Here is a 25,924-nt window from a genome sequence, read left to right as displayed (position 1 = left end):
TCAGCACCTATAGAGTGCACCACCACCCAAGCTGAGGGCAAGCACCATGACATACCACCCCAAATCCGATTTCATCCGCATCATGATGGAGCGCGGCTTTCTCGCCGATTGTACGGACTATCAGGGCCTTGATGACGCACTGATCAACGGGGCTGTGCCTGCCTATATCGGCTATGACGCGACAGCGAAATCCCTTCATGTGGGGCATCTGATGAATATCATGGTGCTGCGCTGGTTGCAGAAATGCGGCGGCAAACCGATCACCCTAATGGGCGGCGGCACCACCAAAGTGGGCGACCCGTCCTTCCGGTCGGATGAACGCCCCCTGCTCGACAATGCCGCCATCGACGCCAATATCGCCGGCATGCAGCAGGTGTTCGAGAAATACCTGTCCTACGGTGACGGCGACAGTGACGCGATCATGCTGAACAATGCTGAATGGCTGGACAATCTGAACTACCTCGAATTCCTGCGCGACATCGGGCGGCATTTCAGCGTGAACCGGATGCTGTCGTTCGAAAGCGTCAAATCCCGTCTCGATCGGGAACAGTCGCTGTCCTTCCTCGAATTCAACTACATGATCTTGCAGGCCTATGACTTCCTTGAACTCAACCGCCGCTATGGCTGCCTGCTGCAGATGGGCGGCTCGGATCAATGGGGTAATATCGTCAACGGGATCGACCTGACCCGCCGTGTGCTGGATCAAGAGATTTTCGGCCTCACCACGCCTTTGCTCACCACCAGCGACGGCCGCAAAATGGGCAAATCCCAGGGCGGCGCGATCTGGCTGAACGGGGACATGCTGTCGCCTTACGAGTTCTGGCAGTTCTGGCGCAACACCACCGATGCGGACACGGGCAAGTTTCTCAAGATCTTCACCGAACTACCGGTCGAGGAATGCGACCGTCTGGGCGCGCTGGAAGGCTCCGATATCAACGCGGCCAAGATCATTCTGGCGAACGAGGTCACGACCCTGCTGCACGGTGCCGAAGCGGCAAAGAACGCCGAAGCCACGGCGCGCGAAGTGTTCGAAAAAGGCGGTGTCGGCGATGACCTACCCACCCTGACGCTCAGCGCGGCGGATATCGGCGACGGCATTTCTATCGTGCAGTTGATCGTGAAATCCGGTCTGGCCGGTTCGGGCAAAGAGGCAAAGCGTCTGATCACCGAAAACGGTGCCCGCTATAATGACGAACCGCTGACAGACGCAGGGCTGATGGTCGATGCCGCCACGCTGGCCACACCGATCAAGCTGAGCGCGGGCAAGAAACGCCACGCGCTGGTACAACTGGGCTAAGCCCCCGCAGTATGAGAGGGGGGCGGGTCGCCCTGCCCCCTTCAGCTTTCGGCTTTTTCTTCCAGCATCAGCCACTCGGCCTCTGCGTCCTGCAGCTTTTCATTCCGCTCGACCAAGGCATCGGTCGCTTTCTGGAATTTCACCGGATTGTCGGAATAGAGCGTCGGGTCGCTCATCAACTCTTCCAGCTTCGCGATTTCGGCTTCCAGTCGCGCAATCTCGGCGGGCAGCGCCTCTAGCCGGTGCTTCTCGGTAAAGCTCAGGCCCGATTGCTGCGCCGCTTTGGGCTTTTCGGATTTCGCCCCGGGCTTTGATTTGGCGACGACGCTTTGGTCAAAATCATCCTGCTGGCGCTGCGCCAGATAATCCGTCCAACCGCCCGCATAGACGGTCGCCTTGCCGTCACCTTCCATCGCAATGGTGGTCGCGGCAACACGGTCAAGGAAGTCACGGTCGTGGCTGACCAGCAGCACAGTGCCGTCATAGGTCGACAGCAACTCCTGCATCAGATCAAGGGTTTCGACATCCAGATCGTTGGTCGGTTCATCAAGAACCAAGAGGTTGCTGGAGCGCGCCATGATCTTGGCCAGCAGCAACCGCGCCTTTTCGCCCCCCGACAAGGACCGCACGGGCGCACGGGCCTGCCCTTCGTCGAAGAGGAATTCTTTCAGGTACCCAACCACGTGTTTCGGCTGCCCGCGCACCAGAATCTGGTCCGCCTTGCCCGATACACGCATTTCCGGATCGCCGGTCAGACTGTCCCACAGCGACATATCGCCATCAAGCTGCGCGCGCGCCTGGTCGAATAGCGCGATCTCAAGGTTGGTACCCTGTTTGATCTCGCCCCCGTCGGGCTGTTCTTTCCCGATCAGCATATTCAGCAACGTCGTCTTGCCCACACCATTCGGCCCGACCAAGGCGATCCGATCCCCCCGCTGGATGGTGATGTCAAAGGGGCGCAGAATCGTCTTGTCGCCAAAGGCCTTGGTGATGCCCATAGCCTCGACCACCTTGCGGCCGGATTTTGGCCCCGCTTCCAGCGCCATGGCGGCGGTGCCCTGACGTTTGATCTGGCTGGCGCGTTCGGCTCGCAGGTCTTGCAGGGCGCGCACACGGCCCTGGTTGCGCTTGCGCCGCGCCGAAATACCTTCGACAGCCCACCGTGCTTCCGCCTTGATCTTGCGGTTCAGCTTGTGGCGCTGCATGTCCTCTTCTTCCCACATCTGGTCGCGCCAGGCTTCAAACCCGCCAAAGCCGATGTCCTGCCGACGCACAACACCGCGGTCGACCCACAGCGTCGCCCGTGTCAATTCGCGCAGGAACGCCCTATCGTGAGAGATAATCACAAAAGCGGCCCGCGTCGCTTTCAGCTCGTCTTCAAGCCAGCGGATCGCTTCGATATCCAGGTGGTTCGTCGGCTCGTCCAGCAGCATCAGCTCGGGCTCGGAGGCCATCAGACGCGCCAATGCCGCGCGGCGACGTTCCCCCCCGGATGCGGTGCTGACAGGGCGCGCGGGGTCGAATTTCAACCCCTCTCCGGCGCGTTCGACCTTGTACATCTCGGACGGGTCCAGGCCATGGGCCGCGAAGTCGCCCAAAGTCTCGAATCCGGTCAGATCCGGGTCTTGCTCCATATAGCCTACCGAAACGCCGGGCCCGACGATCACGTCGCCGCTGTCGGCCTCGACCAATCCGGCCATGACCTTCATCAAAGTGGATTTACCTGACCCGTTCCGGCCCACCAGCGCCAGTCGGTCGCCGGATTGAACCACAAGGGACATATCTTCGAATACGGGATCTCCGCCGAATGTCAGCGAGATCTCGTTAACTTGTAAAAGGGGTGCGCGTGCCATGACAGCCAGCTAGCGCCGCGCCGCGTCAGCGTCAATGACCCCTCTTCCAAATGGGCTAAAATCCTCGCCGAAGGCATGAAACTCTTAGGCGGCACCGCGCAGCAGGCGCTTACGCCCCTCGGGGATCGCCGCGATTTCAAGGCCGGTAAATACATGCAGCGTGTTCATCTGGTGGTCGATCACCGCATGATCGCTCACCCAGCCCCCCATCATCAGATAGCTCCGCAGCAGCGGCGGCAGCATTTGTAGCGCGGCTTTCTCGGCCGGTTTGTCCAACGTCCGCTCCACAAAGCCCACCGTATCGGGGGCCTTGACCTGCGGCTGCCAGTGCAGGGGCGCAAGGTGGCGGCTGTGCAAAAGCGCCATGACATCGCTATAGGGTGCCGGATCGGTACCCTTGAAGGAGGTACACCCAAAGAGCAACGCGACCGTATGGGCGTCCACAAACTGCGCCAGCGCGGCCCAGGCCATGCGCACGACATCCGGATCTGTGACCCCGGGGGCCAGACAGAACCGCCCCAGTTCCATCATCGCGCCGGGGAAATATGTAAGCTTGGTCAGATCGTAGAATTGCGCGGCATAGCTTTGATCCAGCGACGCGCCCTCCATCAGCCCGATCCGATAGCAGCACAGCAGGTCACCGCTGCCTTGATGCCGCACGAGGATATGATGCTTTTGCGCATCAAACCCGTCGATATCGCGCGGCTGGACCAGCCCAAAGGCCCGCGCGCGCAATGCTTGCGCGGCGTCGATATCCTCAGGCGTGGTGGCACAATAGGCGCGGTACGGACCGCGTAAAAGCGGCTTGATCACAGCACCCTCCGGCACCGTCACGGGCCTGCCCTAGCCAGCCAGCGCCGCGGGGTTGAAGCGGCCAATGTTACCCAGAAGCTGGCGGATAAAGGATTTATCCGAGATCGGCGAACTGGTGACGCGGCGGTCAAGGGTGACGACATTTCCACGCTCCAGCCCGAAACGTTCGACGTTCTGCACCACCCCGTTGCTGTCAAAGCTGACAGCGACAACTTCGCGCTCTGTCTCGCGCGGGGCCATGAACCACATCGCCTGACGGCGCGACCGGACATAGTAATACCCCGAATTGGTCAGCAACCCTGCCGACGCGGGCACGCCCACGGTTTCGGCCACGGTGTCGCGTGTGTCCTGGCCCACGGTGATCTTCTCAAGATCCTCTTGCGGCGGGATATAGCCGTGGTTGGAGTATTGCGGGGAGCAGGCCCCAAGCGTCAGACCAGCAGCGAGAACTGTGGCGGTCAGCAGTGTCTTTTTGACATGGCGGTCGATACGCATTCTTGGTGCCCTCTTGCCCTTGGGGATCATGGCTTTTATCTCGCATACACTAAGCACGCCCCATGGTTCAAGAAACGAAAGTACCCCTAACATGTCTCGCACGCCCCCAAGCCCCACAGCATTGCGCGTCGCAGAGCTGTCGCAGAATGCGCAAACCCCTTTCTCCCTGCGTCCCGACGCCGACAGCTTGCGGATGATCGCAGAAGAACTTGATCTTTCAGCATTACGTAAACTTTCATTCGAAGGGCGTCTCAAGGCGCTTGGTCGCAGTGATTGGGAGCTCGAGGCGCGTCTGGGGGCCACTGTGGTGCAGCCCTGCGTGGTGACACTGGAGCCGGTCCAGACTCGGATCGACGTCGATGTCACACGGCTTTTCGTGCAGGATTACGAAGAACCCGAGGAAGCCGAGGTCGAGATGCCCGAGGATGATCGCACCGAACCGCTTGGCGCGTGGATTGATCCCGCGGCCATCATGATCGAAGCGCTGGCGCTTGAGATTCCCGAATATCCTCGCGCCGACGGGGCTGAACTGGGGCAAGCGGTCTATACCAAACCCGGCGACACCCCGATGACCGACGAAGACGCCCGCCCCTTTGCGGGGCTGGCCGGCCTCAAGAACCAGCTTAAGGACGATACCACCGAATAACCCTGCCGGTTTGGGTGAAAAAAGGGTTGCTTCGGCGGGTTTTCGCAGTATTTTGCGCCCTTCACCCCAATTAAGGTTGGACATCGGATAGGCTTCGGCCTAAACGCACGTCACGCCCAAACCGGGAGTTGATCTGAAACACGGTCGTCTTTGGCAGGAAGCCGATGAACGACCCCGAAGGCAAAGGCACCAGACATGGCTGTCCAACAGAATAAAGTTTCCAAATCGCGTCGCAACAACCGCCGCGCACACGATTCGCTGACTGCAGCGAACCCGAACGAATGCTCCAACTGTGGTGAGCTGAAGCGCCCGCACCACGTTTGCGCAGCATGCGGTCACTATGACGACAACGAAGTTGTTTCTCTGAATGAAGAGATCGACCTCGACGAAGACGCGGCGTAAGCTCGTCACGTCAACCGCAGTTCATAAGAGGCATCGCACCAGATGACGGCCACGTCCGATCAGCCTAGCGCGAGAACTCAGCGCACCCTTATCTCAGTTGATGCGATGGGGGGCGATCAGGGCCCGGCAATCGTTGTTGCCGGGTGCTCTGCGTCCGCACTAAAGAATCCCGATATCAGCTTTATCCTGCACGGCCCTGCCGAAACGCTGGAACCGCTGGTGGCAAAGCGGCCCGAACTGAAAGGGCGCTGCACCATTCGGGATGCCCAAGGGGTTGTCACAATGGATGACAAGCCCAGTAATGTCGTGCGCAATGGCAAGGACACATCGATGTGGTCCGCCATCGAATCCGTGCGCGACAACGAAGCCTCGGTCGCGGTCAGCTGCGGGAACACCGGCGCGCTGATGGCGCTGTCGATGATCCGCCTGAAAAAACTGCCGGGTGTGAACCGCCCTGCCATCGCTGTGCTGTATCCCTCAACCAACCCTCAGGGCTTCAACGTTCTGCTGGATGTGGGCGCGGATGTGCGTGCGGATGCCGATGACCTGCTGCGCTATGCGCTGATGGGCAAATCCTACGCCCGCAACGGCATGGACATCGAACGCCCGCGCATCGGGTTGCTGAACGTCGGCACCGAAGAACACAAAGGCCGGACCGAACTGAAAGAAGCCCACGAGTTGATTCGCGACGCCGCGGATGACGCGGGCTTTGAATTCGTCGGTTTCGTCGAAGGCGGCGATATCTCGGGTGATGTCGCAGATGTGATCGTCACCGATGGATTTACAGGTAATATTGCGATCAAGACCGGTGAAGGCACCGCGACGCTGATCGGCAATGGCCTGCGCCAAGCGTTCAAGAATTCGATCTGGTCCCGCGCGGCATCGCTGCTGGCCTATACCTCGCTGCGCCGCGTCAGCAAACGGTTTGACCCGCGCCGTGTGAACGGCGGTGTGTTTTTGGGGTTGAACGGCACGGTCGTTAAATCCCACGGTGCCGCTGACGCGACGGGGGTTTCCTCGGCGATCAAACTGGCCGCGCGATTAGCGGAAAGTGAATTTACAAATCGGTTGGCTGCGCGTGTTGCCGCAGCAAAGCCGACGAAAGAGACCGAAGAATGACAAAAAGAGCCGTCGTAATTGGTGCCGGACACTACCTTCCGGAACGCATTGTCGAAAACGCAGAGTTTGAAGGCAAGATCGACACCAGTGACGAATGGATCCGGTCACGCTCCGGCATTGAACGGCGTCACTTTGTCGGCGAAGGTGAAACCACGTCGACCATGGCCACCGCTGCCGCCAAGGCCGCGTTGGCCGACGCGGGCAAGACAGCCGCCGATGTGGATGCGGTGATTGTCGCCACCTCCACCCCCGATCTGACTTTCCCCTCTGCCGCAACGATGGTGCAGGCGCAGCTTGAGATGGAGCGCGGCTTTGCCTTTGATGTACAGGCTGTGTGCGCGGGCTTTGTCTATGCGCTGGCCAATGCCAACGCGCTGGTCGTCTCGGGTCAGGCTGACCGCGTGCTGGTTATCGGCTCCGAAACCTTCTCGAAAATCATGGACTGGACCGACCGCAGCACCAGCGTGTTGTTTGGTGACGGTGCCGGCGCGATCCTGCTTGAAGCGCAAGACGGCGACGGCACCGCAGCCGACCGCGGTATCCTCTCCACCGATCTGAATTCGGACGGGCGCTACAAAGACTTGCTGTATGTCGACGGTGGCATCAGCACGGGCACGACCGGCTATCTGCGCATGCAGGGGAATCAGGTCTTCCGTCACGCGGTTGAAAAGCTCGCCGCGTCGGCAAACACAGCGATGGACCGTGCCGGCGTCAGCGCCGAGGACGTCGACTGGATCGTCCCGCATCAGGCGAATATCCGTATTATTCAAGGCACTGCCAAAAAGCTGAACCTGTCGATGGATAACGTCGTCGTGACGGTTCAAGACCACGGCAACACCTCTGCCGCGTCGATTCCGCTGGCCCTTTCCGTCGGGCAAGAGCGCGGCCAGATCAAGAAAGGCGACCTGCTGGTCACCGAGGCGATCGGCGGCGGGCTGGCCTGGGGCGCGATCGTTCTGCGCTGGTAAGCGGCTTTTCTTCGCGCGAACAGCACGTTACGCCCCATAGTTGTTGACTTGCGGAAAAATCACAGCCTATGCTGCTTAAAACACATGGGGGGAAGATATGGCCGACAAAACGTTGACCCGGATGGATTTGAGCGAAGCAGTCTTTCGTGAAGTAGGTCTTTCCCGCAATGAAAGCGCACAGTTGGTCGAAGCGGTGCTTGAACATATGTCCGACGCGCTGGTCAAAGGCGAACAGGTCAAGATTTCATCTTTCGGCACTTTCTCGGTGCGCGACAAGTCGGCCCGCGTTGGCCGGAACCCCAAAACCGGCGAAGAGGTCCCGATTAACCCGCGCCGCGTGCTCACATTCCGCCCGTCCCATCTGATGAAGGACCGGGTTGCAGACGGGAACAAGCGATAACCTAATGCCCAAGTCTCCGGACGCATTCAGAACCATCTCCGAAGTTGCAGAATGGCTTGAAATTCAGGCGCATGTCCTGCGTTTCTGGGAAAGCAAGTTCACGCAAGTCAAACCGATCAAACGCGCAGGCGGGCGGCGATATTATCGCCCCAACGATATGCTGCTGCTTGGCGGTATCAAACGCTTGCTGCATGAAGACGGGCTGACGATCAAAGGCGTCCAGAAGGTATTGCGCGAAGAAGGCATGGGCCATGTCGCGGCCCTGTCTGCGCCTCTTGACGGGGTCACGCAGGATGATCTGGATGCAGGTGGCGACACCATCGACATGACCCCCGCACCGATGCACGAGGACGCAGAACAGACCCACGAGGGTGTTGTTCTCCCGTTCGAGCAACGCGGGAGTAAAGCGGCTAAGCCAGCCCCTGTCGAAGCGCCCGAAACACACGTAGAAGCCGCTTCCGCGCCCGAGGTGTCAGCCGAGGATACCACGCCACTACCTGCCGACGAACCGACCCTTGATGCGACAGAGGCGGAGCCGGAGGAGACAACCGTCGCCTCCGCCGATACCTCTGCGGAGGACGGTGCCACCCTGCCCGGCTTCCTGCGCCACCCGATGACCGACGCACCGGTGCCGCCAAGCGATAACACGCCGGACGACGCCCCTGACGCTACGCAAACACGCGCCCCGGATCAGGACGCGCCCGCGCCGACCATCGACAGCACGCCAGAGGCAGCGCCGGAAGACAGCACCGCCGAAACGCTGGAGGCCGAAACGCCAGAGGTCAACGTGGCACCGGAAGCCCCTGTTGTAGCAGGTCCCAAGCCGCGTGTGATCGATCTGCCGCCTCTGACGGCAGAAGAAGACTTCCCCGCCAAACCCTCTGTGCTTGCTGCTGCATTGCTGTGCCGCGATCTGCCCGAGGATTCGGCCCGCGATATCGCGCCTTTGCTGAGCCGTTTGGGCGAACTGCGTGATTCCATTCGGGCCGATGTGGTCCGCAGCACAAAAGTCTAAGCCGCGCGTGCGATTTGCGACAATTCCCCCTTGCACGCACGGTTTTATCAGGTATGAAACGCCTCATGTCGGGCTATGGCGCAGCCTGGTAGCGCGTCCGTCTGGGGGACGGAAGGTCGCAGGTTCGAGTCCTGCTAGCCCGACCAACCGACATACAACAAACGCCCGTACCCTAATGGGTGCGGGTGTTTGCATTTGAAAGGCCCGGATATGATCGGCGTAGTTCCCAACCAGCATATCACCGACATGATCGCTTCGGGTCAGATCATCGGCACACCGCCTGTCGACAGTGCCCAGATCCAGCCTGCGAGCCTAGATCTTCGTCTCGGAACAGTGGCTTACCGCGTGCGCGCATCTTTTCTTGCTGGGCATGGGGCCAAGGTCGCCGACCGTCTGGAAGAGTTCGAGATGCACCGCGTCGACCTGACGAATGGGGCGGTGCTGGAAAAGGGCTGCGTCTACGTTGTCCCGCTGATGGAAAGCCTCGCCCTGCCCCAAGGCACCTCAGCGGCGGCGAATGCCAAAAGCTCCACCGGGCGGCTGGACCTGCTCACGCGCACCATCACCGACGGCGGGACCGAATTTGATCGCATCGCGCCGGGCTATACCGGCCCGCTTTACGCAGAGATCTGTCCGCGCTCTTTTTCGGTGCTCGTACGTCCGGGCATGCGGCTGAACCAGATCCGTTTTTCCACCGGTGCCGCCACGCTTGACGATGCCGCGCTGCGCGCATTGCACGCCGACAGCCCGCTGGTGGATGGCGAGGCCGTGATCGATGATGGTCTGGGATTCTCGGTCGATCTGCGCTTGCCTGACACCACGTTGGTCGGCTACCGCGCCAAGCCGCATACGGGTGTTATCGATCTGGACAAGATCGGCCATTATGACCCCGCGCAATACTGGGAAGAGGTCCACAGCGACAACGGTCAGATCATCCTCGACCCCGGTGCGTTCTACATTCTGGTCAGCCGCGAAGCTGTAACCATCCCGCCAGAATACGCCGCAGAGATGGCCCCCTATCTGGCGATGGTGGGCGAATTCCGCGTGCATTACGCAGGTTTCTTTGACCCCGGTTTCGGCCATGCCTCTGCAGGGGGTGCGGGATCACGGGGCGTGCTTGAAGTGCGCTGCCACGAGGCCCCTTTTGTGCTGGAGCATGGTCAGGTTGTCGGACGGTTGGTCTATGAGAAAATGACCGACGTACCGACCCAGCTTTACGGGTCGGGCATCGCGTCGAACTATCAGGGTCAGGGTCTCAAGCTCAGCAAGCATTTTAGCGCGCCGCGCTAAGCTTCGCAGCGTCTGATCACGCGGGTTAGAAACGCGTCAGCTTGCGCATGTTCTTGACCATATTGCGCGCCTGTTTGCCCTGCTCGCGGCTGCTTTTGTCACGACGGGCCATTTCCTCGGCGCTTGGTTGGACAGGATTGCCGTCACGGTCCACCGACGCCCGACGCCCCTTGCCCAGCTTTGATGCCTGATCAAAGCCGATATCAACGCCTTTGTTGATCAAACGCCCCATCACGCGACGCATGATCATATTAATTATCTGGTTCATGTCCTGACCTCTTTACCGCGCGTTAAACTGTGTCTGAGGCCAATATAGCACCTATTGCGGCGATTTTCAGGCCACCTGCGGGATTAATCCTCGAACAGCTCGCTCTGGCCCTCGGTCGCTTCTGGCTCTTCTTCGCTGTCGACACCGGGCATCTCGCCAAAGGCGGGGCGGCTTTCCAGCAATCCGGCAGAGCGAAGCTCTTTCAACCCCGGCAGGTCGCGGGGGCTTTCCAGACCGAAGTGGGCCAGAAATTCCTGTGTCACGACAAAGGTCACCGGACGACCGGGGGTCATCTTGCGGCGGCCAAAGCGAATCCAGTCCAGCTCAAGCAGCTGATCCAGCGTGCCGCGAGATACCGATACGCCGCGGATCTCTTCGATCTCGGCGCGGGTGGCGGGCTGGTGGTAGGCGATGATCGCCAAGGTCTCGATCGCGGCGCGCGACAGTTTGCGCGTCTCGACCGTTTCGTGTTGCATGAGATACCCCAGATCCGCCGCCGTGCGCATGGCGTAGGCATCCCCGATGCGGCACAGCTCCACACCGCGGCCGGTGTAGCGTTTGCGCAGATGCACCATCGCTTCGGCAGGGTCACAGCCATGCGGCAGACGTGCCGCGATCTCGCGCAGGGTCATCGGCTCTGCGGTGGCGAAAAGGATCGCTTCGATCATGCGCTCCTGTTCGGCCAACGGCGGGGCCTCGAACAGGCTTTCTTCTGTTTGTTCAACGGGTTCGGCCACGTCAGATATCCTTCTTGCGCAACTGGATCGGGGCAAACACGCCCTCTTGGCGAATTTCCAGATGCCCTTCCTTTACCAATTCAAGCGACGCCGCAAACGTCGATGCCGTGGCCGAGCGGCGCATTGCCGGTTCTTCGCCCCATCCGTCAGGCATGTAGCTGGTCAGATCAGACCAGTCGCCAGAAAAGCCAATCAAGCCGCGCATGCGTTCCAGCGCCTGCTCCATCGTAAAGACCTTGTCACGGTCCATCACGAAGGGGCGGAAATCGTCACGGGTGCGGATACGCGCGTAGCCCTGCATCAGGTCCAGCAAGGTCGCGGTATAGGTCACGCGGCGGGTCTGGCGCATTTCCTGCGTCTGGCCGCGGGCAAAGAAGTCGCGGCCCAACTGGTCACGGGCCATCAACTGGGCCGCCACGTCGCGCATCGCTTGCAGACGTTCCAGCTGGAACGCCAGATGCGCGGCCAGTTCCTCGCCCGAGGGGCCATCGTCCTGCGGATCAGGCGGCAGCAGCAGGCGGGATTTCAGAAAGGCAAGCCACGCAGCCATGACCAGATAATCCGCCGCAAGCTCAAGCCGCAGCGCCTTGGCCTTGTCCACGAACATCAGATATTGGCGTGCCAGTTGCAGCACCGAGATTTTGCGCAGGTCGACCTTCTGGGTGCGGCTGAGGGTCAACAACAGGTCCAACGGGCCCTCGAACCCGTCGACATCCACGATCAGCGCCTCGGCCGCGAGCCGTTCAGCAACTTTCGTTTGCCCGTCTTCCAAATGCGTTTCAGCCATATACCGTCCCGCCCAAAAGCCTGTCGAGCTTTGCAGTCAGGGCAGGAATGTCAACATCATCAGGGCTCCGGCGCATGGTAAGGGCCCGCACGGCCCGTGTTTGCGCGGCCTCGGACATCTCTCCGGCAGCATCGGCAACGCGGGTGCGATCCTCAAGCGTGGCGTTGCAGTACAACACCACGTCACAGCCTGCTGCCAACGCTCCGGCGGCGATGGCATCCACCTCGCCCGTCAATGCTTTCATCGAGATATCATCCGTCATGATCAGGTTATCAAAGCCGATATCCTCGCGGATCAGCTGCATCATCACGGGCGACAGCGTGGCAGGGCGCGGATCAATCGCGTCGTAGACCAGATGCGCCGTCATCCCCATCGGCAGGTCGTTCAACGCCTTGAACGGGGCGAAATCATGGGTGTCCAACGCGGCACGCGGCGCATCAACCTGCGGCAAGTCAAAATGACTATCCATCGTGGCGCGCCCATGTCCGGGCATATGTTTGACCACGGGCAAGACGCCCCCCGCCAACATGCCATCTGCCGCCGCACGGCCCAAAGTCGCCACGGCCTCGGGCGTCGTGCCGTAACAACGGTTGCGCAGGAAAGCGTGGGTTTGCGCCCCAGCGACATCGACCATCGGCGCGCAATTGCTGTCGATGCCCACGCGGTGCAGCTCGTCCGCGATCAGACGAAAGCGCAGATACATCGCCTCTGCCGCGTTGGGGCCTGCCGCTTGCACGAAGTCCAGCGGTGCCGTCCAGTCGCGCCAATGCGGTGCGCGCAAGCGCTGCACCCGCCCGCCTTCTTGATCCACGGTGATAACAGCCTCGTGGCCCGCCGCCTCGCGCAGTTCTTCACACAGCGCGCGGACCTGATCCGGCGTGTCGATATTGCGCGCAAAGAGAATGAACCCAAAGGGCTTTACGGCGCGAAACAACGCCTTTTCCTGCGCCGTCAGCCGAAGCCCCGACGCGTCCAGTATCGTCGCCCCGTATCGCATCAGCGTGTAACGACGGGAATGCAGTCGGTGTTTTCAGCAACCAGCGCCGAACAGAAGCGTCGCGCATCCGCGATGTCCGAGAACCCATGCGCACGCAGACGGTAGAAAGTGCGCCCGCCGCTGCTGGCCTCTTGGATGATGCGGTCCTTGCCTTCCATATAGGCCCCGAAACGCGCGTTCAGACGGACCCATTGCGCCCGTGCGATCTGCGGTGAGTCGAATGCGCCAAGCTGCACCAGACGCGTCCCTGTGGGCAGGCTGTCGGGCGAAAGCTCTTTCACTTCGGCGGCCGCAACCGGTGCCGGTTCAAACGACGCTTTGGTCGCGACGGCACGGCCACCGGGGCGCGTTTGAGGACGCAAGGATGCGCGGACGCCCGGCTCTTCGCCCATGGCAACGGCCACCGCGTTCGACACCGCCATCTCAAGCGGGTCGACATCCATCGTGGCACTTGCGTTTATCGGCTCTGGCAGGGCGGTGCCGTCTTCTTCGTCTTCCAGTGGCTCCACCCCATCGGTGAGAGAGGCGACAAGATCGTCCACATCGCCGTTTTTCAGCGCCTCTGCCACGTCCGCCGCGGGCGATGATTGCGTTGGTGCCTGTTGCGCAGGTGCAACCATCGCGACGGGAATGGGCTGGTCTTCTTCTTCCAGATCCAGTGGCTTCGGGGCCAAAATCAGCTGTTCCGCGAATTGGTTCGCCGTCCCTTCAGAGGCCACAGCATTGACCGACAGACCCTGATTATCCGCCAGTTGGCCGCCCGGGTTTTCGGGCCGCACGCGCATATCGCCCTGGGCCGCACGCACCACCGGAATGCCGGTAACATCGCGCACCAGCAGCTTGTAGCCCCAGACCCCGATGCCGACGATCAAGGTGATGGAAAGCGCCGCGCCCGCGAAATTTGCAAACTTGGTCAAGGGCTTGGCCGCAACTTGCGGTGCCAACCCTGCGTCATGTTCAAAGGAGTACCCCCCACCCTGGGAGGAGGACGTGTAATCTGCCATTTCTGCCTCACTGCCCGCGTCAGATATCACCCGCGCGGGTCTGTTTTTTGAACCTGCCTGACCAGCATTGGTGCGTTATCGCATCTCTTCCGCTGGCTTGACCCCAAGAATACCAAGACCTGACGCAATTACAATCGCTGCGGCTTGGGCCAGCGCGATTTTTGACTGGGACAGGGCCGCATCATCCTGCAGGAAACGCAGTTCAGGCACGTCGTTGCCGCGGTTCCACAGCCCGTGGAAATCGCCCGCCAGCTCGTAGAGATAAAAGGCGATCCGGTGCGGTTCGTTGCTGCGCGCTGCGGTCTCTACCATCCGGGGCCATTCGGCCAGCTTTTGCGCCAGTTTCAGCTCTGCTTCGTGGTCAAGCTGGCTCAGGTCGGCACGCTGCAAGGTTTCAATATCGGTGTCGACACCCGCCTCTGCTGCCTTGCGCAGGACAGAATGCACACGCGCATGGGCATATTGCACGTAGAACACCGGATTCTCGCGCGACTGTTCCAGCACCTTGGCAAAGTCAAAGTCCAGCATCGCGTCATTCTTGCGGGTCAGCATGACAAAACGCGTCACATCGGGGCCCACCTGATCAACCACATCGCGCAGGGTGACAAATGTCCCTGCCCGTTTGGACATCTTGAATTCCTTGCCGTTCTTGAACAGCTTGACCAGCTGCGTCAGCTTGATGTCGAGCGGCACCGCCCCCTCGGACAGCGCCGAAACAGCAGCTTTCATCCGTTTGACATAGCCGCCGTGATCCGCGCCAAAGACGTCGATCAGCATGTCAAAGCCACGCTGCACCTTGTCGTAGTGATACGCGATATCGGGCGCGAAATAGGTCCAGCCGCCGTCGGACTTCATCACCGGACGGTCAACGTCATCGCCATGGGCGGTGGATTTGAACAGGGTCTGCTCGCGCGGCTCCCAGTCCTCGGGCTTCTTGCCTTTTGGCGGCTCAAGCACGCCCTCATAGATCAGCCCCTTGGCTTTCAAGTCATCAATCGCGGATTCGATCCGGCCCGTGCCATAAAGCGACTTTTCGGAGTAAAACACATCCATCTTCACCCCGAGAGAGGCGAGATCATCGCGGATCAGCTTCATCATCTCGTCGGTGGCAAAGTTGCGCACCTCTTCAAGCCAGACGGATTCATCGGCGTCGATATAGGCGTCGCCCACCTTATCTTTCAGCGCAGCCCCCACATCGATCAGATAGTCGCCGGGGTATGTGCCTTCGGGAAAGGCGACCTCTTGGCCATGCGCCTCGAGATAACGCAGATAGACAGAGCGCGCCAAAACATCGACCTGCGCGCCGCCGTCGTTAATGTAATATTCACGCGTGACATCGAAGCCGGCGAAATCCAGCAAGGACGCCAGCGCATCGCCAAAGACCGCACCGCGGGTGTGCCCCACATGCAGCGGCCCCGTCGGGTTGGCCGAGACATATTCGACGTTGACCCGTTTGCCCTGCCCCAGATCGCCGCGGCCAAAGTCTGTGCCCTGCCCCAGAACGGCACCGACAACGCCCTGCCAGACCGCAGCGCTTAGCCGCAGGTTCAAGAACCCCGGGCCCGCCACATCCGCCGCGGTGATCCGAGGATCCTCGGCCAGCTTTTCGGCCAGTTTCTCGGCGATATCGCGCGGTTTCATACGGGCCGGTTTCGCCAACACCATCGCGGCATTGGTCGCCATATCCCCATGCGCCGCATCGCGCGGCGGCTCTACGGTAATGGCGTCAAAGCTCAGCCCCTCGGGCAGAAACCCGTCGGCAACCAGCGTATCAAGGGTGGACAGCACGAGGCTGCGGATATCGGCAAATAGGTTCATAACGGGGTTCCTTCGACTTGGCCCCGTGTATCACCTGAATATGCGCCCATAATCAAGGGCGGTTCAGCCTTTAACGATCAACCGCTCATGTTCCTGCAAGGCAAACCGATCTGTCATCCCCGAGATATAGTCGCTGACGATCCGCGCAAGCGCCGTATCGCCGTCCGCGTCCTCTACGTCCTTGCGCCATTGCTTGGGCAATTGGTCCGTATGCGCGCAGAAATAGGGGAACAGATCCTCGACCACCTGCGTCACCTGCTTGCGCATGATCACCACGGATGGCGCGCGATACATGCGGTCGAACAGAAAGGCGCGGATGACCTTGAGATCCTGGAAAACCGGATCGGAGAACTGGATCAACGTGCGCCCGGCCATGCGAATATCGGTGGCGGTTTCGGGCTTCATCTCGGCCAGACGGTGCCGCGCGACGCTGATCACGTCCTCCACCAGCACGCCAAAGAAACGGCGCAGCGCTTCGTGGCGGCGGCGGTAGTAGTTCAGACCGGGATACAGCCTGTCCACTTCGGCGAAATTCTGCTTCAGGATCGGCAGTTCGGCCAGTTCGTCCGTCGAGAACAGCTCGGCCCGCAAACCGTCATGCAGGTCGTGGTGGTTATAGGCCACATCATCGGCAATCGCCGCCACCTGCGCCTCGGCACTGGCGAATGTCTCCAGCTCAAGGTCATGCTGACGCTCATAGGCCGCAAGTGCCCACGGCAGCTCTCCTGTCACCGGCCCGTTGTGCTTGGCCAACCCCTCCAGCGTGTCCCAAGTCAGGTTCAGCCCGTCGAAATCCGCGTAATGCCGCTCCAGATGGGTGACGATGCGGATGGCTTGGGCGTTGTGGTCAAACCCGCCATAGGGGGCCATCAAGGCTTCCAGCGCGTCCTCGCCCGTGTGACCAAAGGGCGGATGCCCCAGATCATGGGCCAGGGCGACCGCCTCTGTCAGCTCGGCATTCAGACCCAACGCACCGGCGATCGTGCGTGCCACCTGCGCCACCTCGATCGAATGGGTCAGCCGCGTGCGATAGTAATCGCCCTCATGTTCGATAAAGACCTGCGTCTTGTGCTTGAGCCGCCGGAAGGCGCTGGCGTGGATGATCCGGTCGCGGTCCCGCTGAAAGCAGGAACGAAAGGTGCTTTCCTCTTCCGGTATCAACCGTCCCCGGGTCAATGCCGGATCAGAGGCAAAAGAAGCGCGCATAGTCGGTGGTCCTTGTGGCCTGTCCTGCGGGTTTCTATATTGTAAGACAACACAGATGGAAACCGATCACACCGGAGCCCGAAAATGAACCTGCCCCCCCAAGTTACCCCGCGCGCCTTTGACCGCCTTGCCGAAATCGGTGCCGCCGCAGAGGGCAAAGCCCTGCGCGTCGCCGTAGAGGGCGGCGGCTGCTCCGGCTTTCAGTACGACATCGCGCTGGATGATCCCAAAGACGATGACCTGATCCTTGAAGGGGCTGGCCAGAAAGTTGTGGTCGACAGCATCTCCCTGCCCTTTCTTGCCAATGCCGTCATCGACTTCTCGGAAGAGCTGATCGGCGCGCGGTTCGTGATCGAAAACCCCAATGCCACCAGCGCCTGTGGCTGCGGCACGTCTTTCTCGATGTAACTGGCACCCGATACACGCGCCCGCTTCATTTTGCCAAAGTAAACTCCCGCCGGAGGCTGGCCTCATGCCCGCATGAGGCCATTCTAGCGCCGCAGCTGCACCGCGGAGGGCATGGCCGGGATCGGTGCCCGCGCAAACCGCGCGAAAAACGCTTCAAATTGCGGGCAAGACGTCTCTGCCTCGGTCAGTATCTCTTGCGCCTCAGGGTCCAGAGCCCTCATGACCCGTCCACGCATAGGCGACCACTGCGCTTGCCGCGTCTCTCCCATTTCAAAAAGCGCCGCCGACAGCGCCTGCAGCGCCCCGTTTGACGGGGTATAGCGGATGGCCACTGCTCCTTGTGGCACCGGTTGGCAAAATGCCGCCCCTCCGGACATATGCGCGGCCCAGCCGGTCACCAGATATGCGTGATACCCGTCCACCGGTCCGCCCCCCTGCTGCGGTACGATCCGGCAGGCACGTGCAGCGGACTGAACCGCATCCTCCCACAGTGCAGGTGCCGCAGCGCCTGCTAACCGTAGCGCGGCACAAATCTCGGCCAGCAGATCCATATCCTGATCAAGATACGCCAGAATACCGGCAAAATTCAGGCTTCTGATCGCTGTCGCCGGCAGTTGGGGGGCGCGCTGACCGTAGTCTGACAGATAGAAAACGATATGTGCCAGCTCATAGGATGCTTTCTTGTTGGGCAGCGCAAAGATTTCGGATCGCGTGAAAAACCGGCGCAAGCGTGATTGCAGGGCGTCATCGCGCGGCACGGACATCCGACGTGCCAGTAGGCGCTGCGCTTCGGCGCGTTGCAGGTCAGACAGTTCCCCATCCGCCAGCCGCATACGCGCGACCCAATGCACCAACCGCTCCCCCGCGTCGCCGGGCAAACCCAGATCCTCAAGGTCCAGCGCGAGAGACAGGAAAAATCGGTAGTACTGCGGAAAGAAGCGGATCGTCTCTTCGATGCGGTCATAGAAGGACGCATAGGGCACCAGAGCGTCTGGCGGGACAGGCATGTTCGCGCTTGCCAGAATCCCCAGCCATTCCGCGTTTTCCTTCAACCAGAACACATCCCCCGCACGGCGTCGCTGCACCGCAAACATACGGCTGATCGCGGCGGTATCGGCGTGTTTGCGACCGCTATTGCGCGCACGTACGGATGAAAGCGGTATAACATTCGACATAGGCCCCCCTTGGCAAGAAACCCCTGCGCCGGTTCCAGCGCAGGGTGTGTTTGGATTAGCAGCCGGTGGTAAACAAACCGGTAAGCTCCCCAGTCGCCATGCCGCCTGCCTGCGGTCCCGACTGTAGCCCTGTGGTGAACAGCCCGGTGCCGTGGTCGCGATGGGGGTCTCGCCCTGCACGGATACAGCCGGTGGTATAAAGCCCTGTCCCCGCCCCCTGATGGAGCGATGCCGCCCCGGCCTGAACATTCGGGAAAGCAGTTTCGACGTAAGCAATAGCGGTCATGAGTTTTCCTTTTTGACGTGATTTTGAAATCGGCAACTAAACCTCAAGCTGCACTGCCTTCATCAATCACCACCTCGGGGCTTTGACCTAGGCGACAAAAAGATCGCATTTTAACGATGTAAATCATCCACATGCGCCGTGTCTTTGATCCGGTTGAAACCACGCGGCGATGCCGTGTTCTCCACAATAGCGACAATTTTAACGGAACGCTGGCAAAGCGCCCCGCGGCGGCGTGGGCACCGTCGGCTCACCTTCGAATCGCGGGCGAAACATGCCCAAACCGGTGCAGCCCCCTTGCCCCATATTGCGGTATGCGCGATAGCTGCGGGGACCAATGCAGGGGGCCGCCATGAAAATCGCCACGTTCAACATCAACGGGATCAAAGCGCGGATCGACGCCCTGCCCCAATGGCTCGACGAAGCGCAGCCCGATGTCGCCATTCTGCAAGAGATCAAATCCGTCGACGAAGGCTTCCCGCGCGAGCTGTTCGAGGATCGCGGCTATAACGTCGAGACCCACGGGCAGAAATCCTTTAACGGCGTCGCGATCCTGTCAAAGCTCCCGCTTGAGGATGTGACCCGTGGCCTGCCCGGGGACGACAGCGACGAACAGGCGCGCTATATCGAGGCGACGGTCGTGGGCGATCATTCTTCGGTTCGGCTTTGTGGGTTGTATCTGCCCAACGGCAACCCCGCGCCGGGCCCGAAGTACGATTACAAACTGGCGTGGATGCAGCGTCTTGAAGACCGTGCGCGCGCACTCTTGGCCGAGGAAACACCGTTTCTGCTGACGGGCGACTTCAACATCATCCCCCAAGCCGAAGACGCGGCAACGCCGGATGCCTGGCGTGAAGACGCGCTGTTTCGCCCTGAATCCCGCGCCGCGTGGCGACGTCTGCTGGCCCTTGGCCTGACAGAGGCGTTCCGCGCACGGACCCAAGGGCCGGGGCATTACAGCTTTTGGGATTATCAGGCAGGCGCGTGGAACCGCAACAACGGCATCCGTATCGACCATTTCCTGCTGAGCCCTGCCATCGCGGACAGCCTGCGCGACTGCCAGATCGACAAAGATGTACGCGGACGCGAGAAACCCTCCGATCACGTGCCCGTCTGGGTGGAGCTTGACCTGTGACGCGGACGCACAAGCGCGGCCCTAGATCACGCCTGAAGCTCGGCATCCCAATAAAGAAAATCCATCCAGCTATCATGCAGGTAGTTGGGCGGGAATTTCCGGCCCATATTACGCAGATCCTCGGCTTGCGGCTGGCGCGGTGGTTTGCGCAGCTGAAACCCGGTCTGGTGCAGCGCCTTGGACCCTTTTTTCAGATTGCACGGGCTACACGCCGCAACGACGTTCTGCCAGCTTGTGATACCGCCCGCCGCACGGGGCACCACGTGGTCAAAGGTCAGATCCCCCCGTGCACCGCAGTACTGGCAGCAGAATTCGTCCCTCAGAAATAAATTAAAGCGCGTGAAGGCCACGCGCTTTTGAGGTTTGACGTAATCTTTGAGAACGACCACCGACGGGATGCGAATTTGCATCGACGGGCTGTGAACATAGTCGTCATATTCAGCGACGATATCCACCCGATCCAGCCATTTGGCCTTCACCGCTTCCTGCCAGGGCCACAGCGACAACGGATAGTAGGACAAGGGCCTGTAATCCGCGTTCAGCACAAGGGCCGGTTTGTTTTTCAGCCCTGCCGGGCTTCGGGTGAATTCAGTTCTAAAGTCGCCGTCCATTGTTCGATAGCCCCTTGCCGTTCCGCGTCCGGTCCAGCGGGACAGCCCCGCTGATGCTTTCGACTATATCTCGTGGTTTGCGTCTGACAAGTCGCAAACGGATACAAGATGTCGCAGAATGCGTAAGCTGATTACGTAACAGGCATGTGACGGAAACGGCCAATCCGGCCGGGGCCTTCCTGCGGGTCGCGCATGCGCCCGCAGGGAATGGGATCAAAGTCCCAGTTTGTCGCGCATAAAGGCCAGCGCCACGCTCAGCCCGTCGGGGGCAATTCCGTGGCCTGTACCCTTCATGATATGGGCGAAAACGTCCGTCCATCCGGCCTCTTGCAAGGTTTCGGCGGCCTGCGGCAGGGATTGCGGCGGGACAACATCGTCGGCGTCGCCGTGCACCAGCAAGACCGGAGGGCGCACGACCGCTTCGTCTTTCAGGCTCTCGGGAGACAGCAAGCGGCCCGAAAACGCGACAACACCAGCCACAGCATCTTCGCGGCGCGGCGCGACATGCAGCGCCATCATCGTACCTTGGGAAAAGCCAAACAGCACGACCTGTTCGGGCAGCAGATCTTCGTCCACCATCAGCGCATCGAGAAAGGCGTTCAGGTCATCGACCGCCTGCATCATCCCGCGTTCGGCTTCTTCCTCAGAGGAGTTATCGATCCAGGGAATCGGGAACCACTGGAACCCCATGGGCGCACCGGCACAGGCTTCGGGCGCATCGGGGGCCACGAAAAGCGTGTCGGGCAGATGTTCCCCCAACGGGTCGGCAAGCCCCAGCAGATCGGCACCATTCGCGCCATAGCCATGCAGGAACACGACGGCAGACCGCGTTTCCCCCGAGACCGGTTCGCGGCGCTCTGCGTTTAGTACTCGTGTCATGAAATCCCTTCCCGTTGTTTTGCCACGCGGTAGTACGAAAACAGGATGCGGGCTGCAACCGATCGCCAGGGCGACCAGTCCTGCGCCATTTCCGCAAGCTGCTTCGGCTTTGGTCGCTGGGGCAGATCAAACAGGATTTTCGCGGCCTCTTGCAAGGCCAGATCGCCCTGCGGCAGGATATCGGCGCGGCCCAGCGAAAACATCGCATAGATCTGCGCCGTCCACAGCCCGACACCGGGCACCGCGGTCAGCGTGTCAATCACCACCGCATCCGGTGCGTCCCGCAAGGCGGTATAGTCGATCCCAGCCTCAGCCAACGCCAACGCATAGCGGATTTTCTGGCGGCTCAGTCCCGCCGCGCGCAGGCCATCCTCGCCCGCGGTGAGTATCGCAGTCTCATGGGTCAGTCCCGCCGCATCCATCTTGGCACGCATGGCATTTGCCGACGCGACAGAGACTTGCTGGCTGATGATCGCCCCGATCAACGCGTCAAACCCGTCCGCACGCAATCGCAGAGGCAAAGGGCCAGTCGCGGCCAAGGCCGTAGCAAACTGCGGCACATGCGCAGCGAGCCAATCAGCCCCTTCGGCGACATCCGCGTCGCCAGTGATAATCCGTCCGATGCTCATCCGGCTGTGCCCCCCGTTGTCAGCGTCTCGACCCAGTTGATCGCCGAATCCGGCGCGGCGACAACCTGCGCGCCGACGGGGGCCGCCGGACGGTCAATGGCAATCACCCGCAGCCCCAAAGCGCGCGCTGCGTCCAGTTTGGGGCGGCTTGGCACGCCACCGACGTTGCGCAGGACCAGCGTATCGATCTGCAAGGCGCGAAACAACGCCTCCTCCGCCGCCTGAGTGAAGGGGGGCTGGCCATAGACGGCTTCGGCAAAGGGGGGCAGCTTGGTTCGGGCCTGCGCGTTGGTCTGCCGCAGATAAAGCCGCGCGCCTGCGAAAGGGGCGTAATCCGCCACCGTTCCGCGCCCCGTCGCGGCAAAGACCCGTGCTTGGGGTCGGATCATCCGTGCCGCTGCCGCGACCGACGCGGCCCGTTCAACCGGTGCCGAGATGTCCCACATGGGCCGCAGGACACGCAGATAAGGCAGCCCCAACCGCGCGGTGGCGTCATAAGCGATCTGCGAAATATCCGCGTCAAACCCGTGCCCTGCGTCCAGCACCGCGGTAAACTCATGGGCGTGCAGATAGGCTGCCATCTCATCCACGGTGCGCGGTGACCAGATCTCGGACGGTACGGCCAGCGGTCCAAAGCTGCGCTCTGTCCGCCGTAACACCGCCCGTGCAGAGACGTCAGACCCCGCCATCGCAGCGGCGATCTCATGCGCTTCGGCGCTGCCAGCGATCAGCAGAATATGGGGGCCCCGGTTCATGGCGCGACCATCGTTGACCCCGCCGCTGGACGCAAGGCCCTTGCAGCCCCCCAAAGCCCGGTCTACGCATTCACCATGACAGTGATTGATGACACCCGCGCCAAGCGCAACGTCGCCGTGCTGGTGACCGCGCAGGCCTTTCTTGGCAGCCAGATGCCGATGTATTTTGTGGTCGGCGGATTGGCGGGGCAACAACTGTCGCCCAACGTCTGCCTCGCAACGCTGCCGATCTCTATGATCGTCTTCGGGTCGATGACCACGGCCCCGTGGCTGTCGACGGTGATGCAACGCTTTGGCCGTCGCGCGGGCTTTGTGGCCGGCGCATTTGGCGGGATGACGGGGGCCGCGCTTTGTGCCTATGCCCTGACGATCCAGAGTTTCATGACCTTCCTGCTGGGCAGTTATCTGATCGGCATCTACATGTGCTCGCAAGGGTTTTTCCGCTTTGCAGCGACGGACACCGCATCTGACGCGTTCCGGCCCAAGGCGATTTCCTATGTCATGGCGGGCGGGCTGATCTCGGCCATCATCGGGCCGCAGCTGGTAGGGTTTCTGACCGGTGCCAACGGCGATGCGACGATGATGCGGTTTTTCCCGGTCTACCTCGCCGCGATTGCGCTGAACGCTGTGGGCATGGTGCTTTTCGCCTTCCTCAACATCCCCAAGCCGCCGGTGCCGGCCGTGGATGCCCCCAAGGGCCGCAGCCGGATAGAGCTTTTGAAGACCCCGCGCATCGCCGTCGCTGTGATCTGCGGCATGGTATCCTATGCGCTGATGAACCTTGTCATGACCTCGACGCCGCTGGCGGTTGTGGGCTGCGGCTATGACATCGTGGATGCGTCCCATGTGGTCACAGGCCACGTTCTGGCGATGTATGCGCCATCGTTTTTCACCGGCCACCTGATCGCGAAATTCGGGGTCGAAAAGATCCTCGGCCTTGGCATCGCGATCCTTGCGGGGGCCGGTGTGGTCGCGCTGCAGGGGGTGGAGCTGAACAACTTCTACATCGCGCTGATCCTGCTGGGGATCGGCTGGAACTTCGGCTTTATCGGCGCGACATCCATGCTGGCCGGTGCCCATGAACCGCACGAGCGTGGCCGCATGCAAGGTCTGAACGATCTGCTGGTGTTTGGCGGGGTGACCTTTGCGTCCCTGTCAAGCGGCGGACTGATGAACTGCTCGGGCGGCAACCCCGTCGAAGGCTGGGCCGCCGTCAATATCGCGATGATCCCGTTTCTGGTGCTGGCAGGCGGGTCGCTGATCTGGCTGATGCTGCGGCAACGAAGCGCGCGGGTCTAGCGCTACCAACGCCCCGACAAAGCCCGCCACGACAGGGCGAAATCATTCATCGGCGGCAGTTCTGCGGCGCTGACACGCCCGGGGGCGGCGATGGCCGCGCTCAGCACCTTGTCTGCCGCGCCGACGCTATACATCGCCGGTCGCGCCGCTTTCGAGATCTTGCCTCGGTTGGCCCGCGCCTGTCGTAACCGCGCCCGTGCCTTTTGGGCCAGCGCCACAACGCCAGCGTCGGTGCCGTCCAACAAAGGGACGCGCCCCTGCTCTACCAGCTGCGGGATCGCGTGCAGCCAAGCCGCCACCCCCGCCCCATAAGCCGCATCGCGCACCGTGGTCTCCTCCGCCGGTCCCAAAGACCGCGCCGCCACCCACATCAGATGGCCCGCGGTCTGGTCGATATAGGCGTCGAAATGGGCGGCATCTTCAAAGGCGTCGCGGTAGATATCCCACCGCCGCGCGGCGGCCAGCGTGTCCAGCAACACCGCGTCTTCGGGCGAGATGGCCAGTCCAAGGGGTGTCGCAACCTCGTGCCGCCGCACAACGCCACGGTTCGCGATCTCGTCACAGACATCGCGCCACCACTGCAAACGCATCTCGGCGATCATGGTTTCCTGCGTCACCCAAGGCGCGCGCGCCACCTCGATATTAAAGGCATAAAGCGGGAACAACACACGGCGTGCGGCCACAGGGGCCGCCATGCTGGCGCGAAAGCGCAGCGGATCGGCACGCTCGATAATTGCCGCGCAGGCGCTTAGATCGGCATCAAATTCCATGGGTCCTATCCCTTGCGGTCGCGGATCAGCTTCCAGCGGATCGCGTCCAACAACGCTTCGAAAGACGCATCGACGATGTTGGCCGACACACCCACAGTAGACCAGCGCCGCCCCTGCCCGTCTTCGCTGTCGATGATCACCCGCGTCACCGCCTCTGTGCCACCTTGCGTGATCCGCACCTTGAAATCCACCAGATGCATATCCTCCAGCAGCGCCGAGTACTGTCCCAGATCCTTGACCAGCGCCTTGCTGAGCGCGTTCACCGGCCCGCGGTCGCAGCCTTCGGCATCCATGCTCTCGCTCACCGACAGACGTTTCTCGCCATCCACCTTCACGACGACAACCGCTTCTGACAGGCTGACCATCTGGTCGTATTTGTTTTTGCGCCGCTCGACGGTCACACGATAGCGTTTTACCTCGAAGAGGTCCGGCATCTGCCCCAGAGCTTTACGCGCCAGCAGCTCAAAGCTGGCCTGAGCAGTGTCATAGCTATAGCCTTCGGCCTCGCGCGCCTTCACCTCGTCAAGGATCTGCCCCAAGGCCGGATCCCCCTTGGCGATGGTCAAGCCCGCGCTTTCCAGACGCCGGCGCAGGTTTGACTGGCCCGCCTGGTTCGACATGGGGATGATACGCGTGTTGCCGACCAGCGCGGGGTCGATATGTTCATAGGTGGACGGGTCTTTCAGGATCGCGCTGGCATGCAGCCCCGCCTTATGCGCAAAGGCTGACGACCCGACAAAGGCCGCCTGTTTGGTCGGCACGCGGTTCAAGATCTCGTCCAGCGCACGGCTGATCTGGGTGAGATTTGCCAGACCGTCTAGCGGGATACCCGTGTCGAACCGGCTGGCATAGGGCTCTTTCAGCA

Annotated in this window: 29 protein-coding genes and 1 tRNA gene; 12 read left to right on the top strand and 18 right to left on the bottom strand. The window is 61.3% G+C overall.

Annotation, left to right across the window (positions count from 1 at the left end; translation table 11 throughout):
- Window positions 1–46 precede the first annotated feature (46 nt).
- Window positions 47–1,297, top strand: coding sequence for a tyrosine--tRNA ligase (gene tyrS / locus B3849_RS11525; RefSeq protein ID WP_074634826.1), 1,251 nt, complete (start codon window positions 47–49; stop codon window positions 1,295–1,297).
- A 41-nt stretch (window positions 1,298–1,338) separates the two neighbouring features.
- On the opposite strand, the gene B3849_RS11520 is transcribed toward tyrS, so the two are convergent.
- From B3849_RS11520 to B3849_RS11510, 3 genes are all read right to left on the bottom strand, one after another.
- Window positions 1,339–3,150, bottom strand: coding sequence for an ABC-F family ATP-binding cassette domain-containing protein (locus B3849_RS11520; protein WP_037944390.1), 1,812 nt, complete (start codon window positions 3,148–3,150; stop codon window positions 1,339–1,341).
- 84 nt (window positions 3,151–3,234) lie between these two features.
- Window positions 3,235–3,963 (bottom strand): GNAT family N-acetyltransferase, encoded by a 729-nt coding sequence (locus B3849_RS11515; RefSeq protein ID WP_278424551.1) that lies wholly within the window; start codon window positions 3,961–3,963, stop codon window positions 3,235–3,237.
- Between the two features lie 30 nt (window positions 3,964–3,993).
- On the bottom strand, window positions 3,994–4,458 hold the full coding sequence (locus B3849_RS11510) for an outer membrane protein assembly factor BamE (protein WP_005853789.1): 465 nt from the start codon (window positions 4,456–4,458) through the stop codon (window positions 3,994–3,996).
- A gap of 91 nt (window positions 4,459–4,549) precedes the next feature.
- Here B3849_RS11510 and B3849_RS11505 point away from each other — a divergent pair, with 91 nt between their 5' ends.
- The 8 genes from B3849_RS11505 to B3849_RS11470 all read left to right on the top strand — a co-directional run bounded on the left by B3849_RS11505 (window position 4,550) and on the right by B3849_RS11470 (window position 10,298).
- Entirely contained in the window at window positions 4,550–5,104 is a 555-nt protein-coding gene (locus B3849_RS11505; protein WP_286780148.1) for a YceD family protein, read from the top strand.
- Between the two features lie 195 nt (window positions 5,105–5,299).
- The gene (rpmF, locus tag B3849_RS11500) at window positions 5,300–5,506 is read left to right on the top strand and encodes a 50S ribosomal protein L32 (protein WP_005853791.1); all 207 of its coding nucleotides are present in this window, start codon (window positions 5,300–5,302) and stop codon (window positions 5,504–5,506) included.
- A 42-nt stretch (window positions 5,507–5,548) separates the two neighbouring features.
- Window positions 5,549–6,625, top strand: coding sequence for a phosphate acyltransferase PlsX (gene plsX / locus B3849_RS11495; RefSeq protein ID WP_037944394.1), 1,077 nt, complete (start codon window positions 5,549–5,551; stop codon window positions 6,623–6,625).
- Window positions 6,622–7,593 (top strand): beta-ketoacyl-ACP synthase III, encoded by a 972-nt coding sequence (locus B3849_RS11490; RefSeq protein WP_278424550.1) that lies wholly within the window; start codon window positions 6,622–6,624, stop codon window positions 7,591–7,593. Before plsX ends, B3849_RS11490 begins: the two co-directional genes overlap by 4 nt.
- Window positions 7,594–7,690: 97 nt before the next feature.
- The gene (ihfA, locus tag B3849_RS11485; RefSeq protein ID WP_005853794.1) at window positions 7,691–7,993 is read left to right on the top strand and encodes an integration host factor subunit alpha; all 303 of its coding nucleotides are present in this window, start codon (window positions 7,691–7,693) and stop codon (window positions 7,991–7,993) included.
- A gap of 4 nt (window positions 7,994–7,997) precedes the next feature.
- Window positions 7,998–9,008 (top strand): MerR family transcriptional regulator, encoded by a 1,011-nt coding sequence (locus tag B3849_RS11480; RefSeq protein ID WP_278424549.1) that lies wholly within the window; start codon window positions 7,998–8,000, stop codon window positions 9,006–9,008.
- Window positions 9,009–9,077: 69 nt separating this feature from the next.
- Window positions 9,078–9,154: transfer RNA gene (locus B3849_RS11475), tRNA-Pro, on the top strand.
- A 64-nt stretch (window positions 9,155–9,218) separates the two neighbouring features.
- On the top strand, window positions 9,219–10,298 hold the full coding sequence (locus B3849_RS11470; protein ID WP_074634822.1) for a 2'-deoxycytidine 5'-triphosphate deaminase: 1,080 nt from the start codon (window positions 9,219–9,221) through the stop codon (window positions 10,296–10,298).
- Window positions 10,299–10,323: 25 nt separating this feature from the next.
- Here B3849_RS11470 and B3849_RS11465 read toward each other — a convergent pair whose 3' ends face one another.
- The 7 genes from B3849_RS11465 to B3849_RS11435 form a co-directional block, all read right to left on the bottom strand.
- Window positions 10,324–10,566 (bottom strand): hypothetical protein, encoded by a 243-nt coding sequence (locus tag B3849_RS11465; RefSeq protein ID WP_005853797.1) that lies wholly within the window; start codon window positions 10,564–10,566, stop codon window positions 10,324–10,326.
- 83 nt (window positions 10,567–10,649) lie between these two features.
- Window positions 10,650–11,303 (bottom strand): SMC-Scp complex subunit ScpB, encoded by a 654-nt coding sequence (gene scpB / locus B3849_RS11460; protein WP_005853798.1) that lies wholly within the window; start codon window positions 11,301–11,303, stop codon window positions 10,650–10,652.
- 1 nt (window position 11,304) lies between these two features.
- A complete protein-coding gene (locus tag B3849_RS11455; protein ID WP_278424547.1) occupies window positions 11,305–12,090 on the bottom strand; it encodes a segregation and condensation protein A in 786 nt (261 codons plus the stop codon).
- Window positions 12,083–13,087: a beta-N-acetylhexosaminidase gene (gene nagZ / locus B3849_RS11450; RefSeq protein ID WP_286780147.1), complete on the bottom strand. Its 1,005-nt coding sequence runs from the start codon at window positions 13,085–13,087 to the stop codon at window positions 12,083–12,085. The genes B3849_RS11455 and nagZ overlap by 8 nt, the downstream gene beginning before the upstream one ends.
- Window positions 13,087–14,091 carry an SPOR domain-containing protein gene (locus B3849_RS11445; RefSeq protein ID WP_286780146.1) on the bottom strand — a complete coding sequence of 335 codons (1,005 nt, stop codon included), beginning with the start codon at window positions 14,089–14,091 and terminating at the stop codon, window positions 13,087–13,089. The genes nagZ and B3849_RS11445 overlap by 1 nt, the downstream gene beginning before the upstream one ends.
- 75 nt (window positions 14,092–14,166) lie before the next feature.
- Complete coding sequence (gene argS / locus B3849_RS11440) at window positions 14,167–15,909, bottom strand: arginine--tRNA ligase (protein WP_278424539.1); 1,743 nt, start codon at window positions 15,907–15,909, stop codon at window positions 14,167–14,169.
- A gap of 63 nt (window positions 15,910–15,972) precedes the next feature.
- Entirely contained in the window at window positions 15,973–17,115 is a 1,143-nt protein-coding gene (locus tag B3849_RS11435) for a deoxyguanosinetriphosphate triphosphohydrolase (RefSeq protein WP_005853804.1), read from the bottom strand.
- A gap of 84 nt (window positions 17,116–17,199) precedes the next feature.
- On the opposite strand from B3849_RS11435, the gene B3849_RS11430 reads away from it, so the two are divergent.
- Window positions 17,200–17,523, top strand: a complete 324-nt coding sequence (locus B3849_RS11430; RefSeq protein ID WP_009824761.1) for a HesB/IscA family protein — start codon at window positions 17,200–17,202, stop codon at window positions 17,521–17,523.
- An 83-nt stretch (window positions 17,524–17,606) separates the two neighbouring features.
- On the opposite strand, the gene B3849_RS11425 is transcribed toward B3849_RS11430, so the two are convergent.
- Both B3849_RS11425 and B3849_RS11420 read right to left on the bottom strand, forming a co-directional pair.
- Window positions 17,607–18,698 (bottom strand): DUF6902 family protein, encoded by a 1,092-nt coding sequence (locus tag B3849_RS11425; protein WP_278424537.1) that lies wholly within the window; start codon window positions 18,696–18,698, stop codon window positions 17,607–17,609.
- A gap of 55 nt (window positions 18,699–18,753) precedes the next feature.
- A complete protein-coding gene (locus tag B3849_RS11420) occupies window positions 18,754–18,984 on the bottom strand; it encodes a hypothetical protein (RefSeq protein ID WP_278424536.1) in 231 nt (76 codons plus the stop codon).
- Between the two features lie 349 nt (window positions 18,985–19,333).
- Between B3849_RS11420 and xth the strand changes: the two genes are divergently transcribed.
- Window positions 19,334–20,116 carry an exodeoxyribonuclease III gene (xth, locus tag B3849_RS11415; protein WP_037944404.1) on the top strand — a complete coding sequence of 261 codons (783 nt, stop codon included), beginning with the start codon at window positions 19,334–19,336 and terminating at the stop codon, window positions 20,114–20,116.
- A 26-nt stretch (window positions 20,117–20,142) separates the two neighbouring features.
- On the opposite strand, the gene B3849_RS11410 is transcribed toward xth, so the two are convergent.
- The 4 genes from B3849_RS11410 to B3849_RS11395 form a co-directional block, all read right to left on the bottom strand.
- Window positions 20,143–20,727 carry an HNH endonuclease gene (locus B3849_RS11410; protein ID WP_005853809.1) on the bottom strand — a complete coding sequence of 195 codons (585 nt, stop codon included), beginning with the start codon at window positions 20,725–20,727 and terminating at the stop codon, window positions 20,143–20,145.
- A 213-nt stretch (window positions 20,728–20,940) separates the two neighbouring features.
- A complete protein-coding gene (locus B3849_RS11405) occupies window positions 20,941–21,606 on the bottom strand; it encodes an alpha/beta hydrolase (protein ID WP_005853810.1) in 666 nt (221 codons plus the stop codon).
- Entirely contained in the window at window positions 21,603–22,235 is a 633-nt protein-coding gene (locus B3849_RS11400) for a DNA-3-methyladenine glycosylase family protein (protein WP_278424535.1), read from the bottom strand. The genes B3849_RS11405 and B3849_RS11400 overlap by 4 nt, the downstream gene beginning before the upstream one ends.
- Complete coding sequence (locus B3849_RS11395; RefSeq protein ID WP_278424534.1) at window positions 22,232–22,990, bottom strand: precorrin-6A/cobalt-precorrin-6A reductase; 759 nt, start codon at window positions 22,988–22,990, stop codon at window positions 22,232–22,234. The genes B3849_RS11400 and B3849_RS11395 overlap by 4 nt, the downstream gene beginning before the upstream one ends.
- A gap of 75 nt (window positions 22,991–23,065) precedes the next feature.
- Between B3849_RS11395 and B3849_RS11390 the strand changes: the two genes are divergently transcribed.
- A complete protein-coding gene (locus B3849_RS11390; protein ID WP_278424533.1) occupies window positions 23,066–24,289 on the top strand; it encodes an MFS transporter in 1,224 nt (407 codons plus the stop codon).
- A 2-nt stretch (window positions 24,290–24,291) separates the two neighbouring features.
- Here the strand turns inward: B3849_RS11390 and B3849_RS11385 are convergent, their stop codons facing one another.
- Both B3849_RS11385 and B3849_RS11380 read right to left on the bottom strand, forming a co-directional pair.
- Complete coding sequence (locus tag B3849_RS11385; RefSeq protein WP_278424532.1) at window positions 24,292–25,059, bottom strand: squalene/phytoene synthase family protein; 768 nt, start codon at window positions 25,057–25,059, stop codon at window positions 24,292–24,294.
- Window positions 25,060–25,064: 5 nt separating this feature from the next.
- On the bottom strand, window positions 25,065–25,924 hold an 860-nt coding region (locus tag B3849_RS11380; RefSeq protein WP_286780145.1), incomplete at its 5' end, for an alpha-isopropylmalate synthase regulatory domain-containing protein.

The sequence above is a fragment of the Sulfitobacter sp. UBA4523 genome (assembly GCF_002388305.1).
GTDB lineage: Bacteria > Pseudomonadota > Alphaproteobacteria > Rhodobacterales > Rhodobacteraceae > Sulfitobacter > Sulfitobacter pontiacus.
The sequence above is the reverse complement of the archived record's forward strand: the minus strand, read 5'-3'. Positions and strand labels throughout refer to the sequence as shown.

Bases quoted from the DNA above. Each gene is read 5' to 3' on its own strand.
- tyrS (WP_074634826.1), top strand. From the start codon at position 47: ATGACATACCACCCCAAATCCGATTTCATCCGCATCATGATGGAGCGC.
- B3849_RS11520 (WP_037944390.1), bottom strand. From the start codon at position 3,150: ATGGCACGCGCACCCCTTTTACAAGTTAACGAGATCTCGCTGACATTC.
- B3849_RS11510 (WP_005853789.1), bottom strand. From the start codon at position 4,458: ATGCGTATCGACCGCCATGTCAAAAAGACACTGCTGACCGCCACAGTT.
- B3849_RS11505 (WP_286780148.1), top strand. From the start codon at position 4,550: ATGTCTCGCACGCCCCCAAGCCCCACAGCATTGCGCGTCGCAGAGCTG.
- rpmF (WP_005853791.1), top strand. From the start codon at position 5,300: ATGGCTGTCCAACAGAATAAAGTTTCCAAATCGCGTCGCAACAACCGC.
- plsX (WP_037944394.1), top strand. From the start codon at position 5,549: ATGACGGCCACGTCCGATCAGCCTAGCGCGAGAACTCAGCGCACCCTT.
- B3849_RS11490 (WP_278424550.1), top strand. From the start codon at position 6,622: ATGACAAAAAGAGCCGTCGTAATTGGTGCCGGACACTACCTTCCGGAA.
- ihfA (WP_005853794.1), top strand. From the start codon at position 7,691: ATGGCCGACAAAACGTTGACCCGGATGGATTTGAGCGAAGCAGTCTTT.
- B3849_RS11480 (WP_278424549.1), top strand. From the start codon at position 7,998: ATGCCCAAGTCTCCGGACGCATTCAGAACCATCTCCGAAGTTGCAGAA.
- B3849_RS11470 (WP_074634822.1), top strand. From the start codon at position 9,219: ATGATCGGCGTAGTTCCCAACCAGCATATCACCGACATGATCGCTTCG.
- B3849_RS11465 (WP_005853797.1), bottom strand. From the start codon at position 10,566: ATGAACCAGATAATTAATATGATCATGCGTCGCGTGATGGGGCGTTTG.
- B3849_RS11455 (WP_278424547.1), bottom strand. From the start codon at position 12,090: ATGGCTGAAACGCATTTGGAAGACGGGCAAACGAAAGTTGCTGAACGG.
- nagZ (WP_286780147.1), bottom strand. From the start codon at position 13,087: ATGCGATACGGGGCGACGATACTGGACGCGTCGGGGCTTCGGCTGACG.
- B3849_RS11445 (WP_286780146.1), bottom strand. From the start codon at position 14,091: ATGGCAGATTACACGTCCTCCTCCCAGGGTGGGGGGTACTCCTTTGAA.
- argS (WP_278424539.1), bottom strand. From the start codon at position 15,909: ATGAACCTATTTGCCGATATCCGCAGCCTCGTGCTGTCCACCCTTGAT.
- B3849_RS11435 (WP_005853804.1), bottom strand. From the start codon at position 17,115: ATGCGCGCTTCTTTTGCCTCTGATCCGGCATTGACCCGGGGACGGTTG.
- B3849_RS11430 (WP_009824761.1), top strand. From the start codon at position 17,200: ATGAACCTGCCCCCCCAAGTTACCCCGCGCGCCTTTGACCGCCTTGCC.
- B3849_RS11425 (WP_278424537.1), bottom strand. From the start codon at position 18,698: ATGTCGAATGTTATACCGCTTTCATCCGTACGTGCGCGCAATAGCGGT.
- B3849_RS11420 (WP_278424536.1), bottom strand. From the start codon at position 18,984: ATGACCGCTATTGCTTACGTCGAAACTGCTTTCCCGAATGTTCAGGCC.
- xth (WP_037944404.1), top strand. From the start codon at position 19,334: ATGAAAATCGCCACGTTCAACATCAACGGGATCAAAGCGCGGATCGAC.
- B3849_RS11410 (WP_005853809.1), bottom strand. From the start codon at position 20,727: ATGGACGGCGACTTTAGAACTGAATTCACCCGAAGCCCGGCAGGGCTG.
- B3849_RS11405 (WP_005853810.1), bottom strand. From the start codon at position 21,606: ATGACACGAGTACTAAACGCAGAGCGCCGCGAACCGGTCTCGGGGGAA.
- B3849_RS11400 (WP_278424535.1), bottom strand. From the start codon at position 22,235: ATGAGCATCGGACGGATTATCACTGGCGACGCGGATGTCGCCGAAGGG.
- B3849_RS11395 (WP_278424534.1), bottom strand. From the start codon at position 22,990: ATGAACCGGGGCCCCCATATTCTGCTGATCGCTGGCAGCGCCGAAGCG.
- B3849_RS11390 (WP_278424533.1), top strand. From the start codon at position 23,066: ATGACAGTGATTGATGACACCCGCGCCAAGCGCAACGTCGCCGTGCTG.
- B3849_RS11385 (WP_278424532.1), bottom strand. From the start codon at position 25,059: ATGGAATTTGATGCCGATCTAAGCGCCTGCGCGGCAATTATCGAGCGT.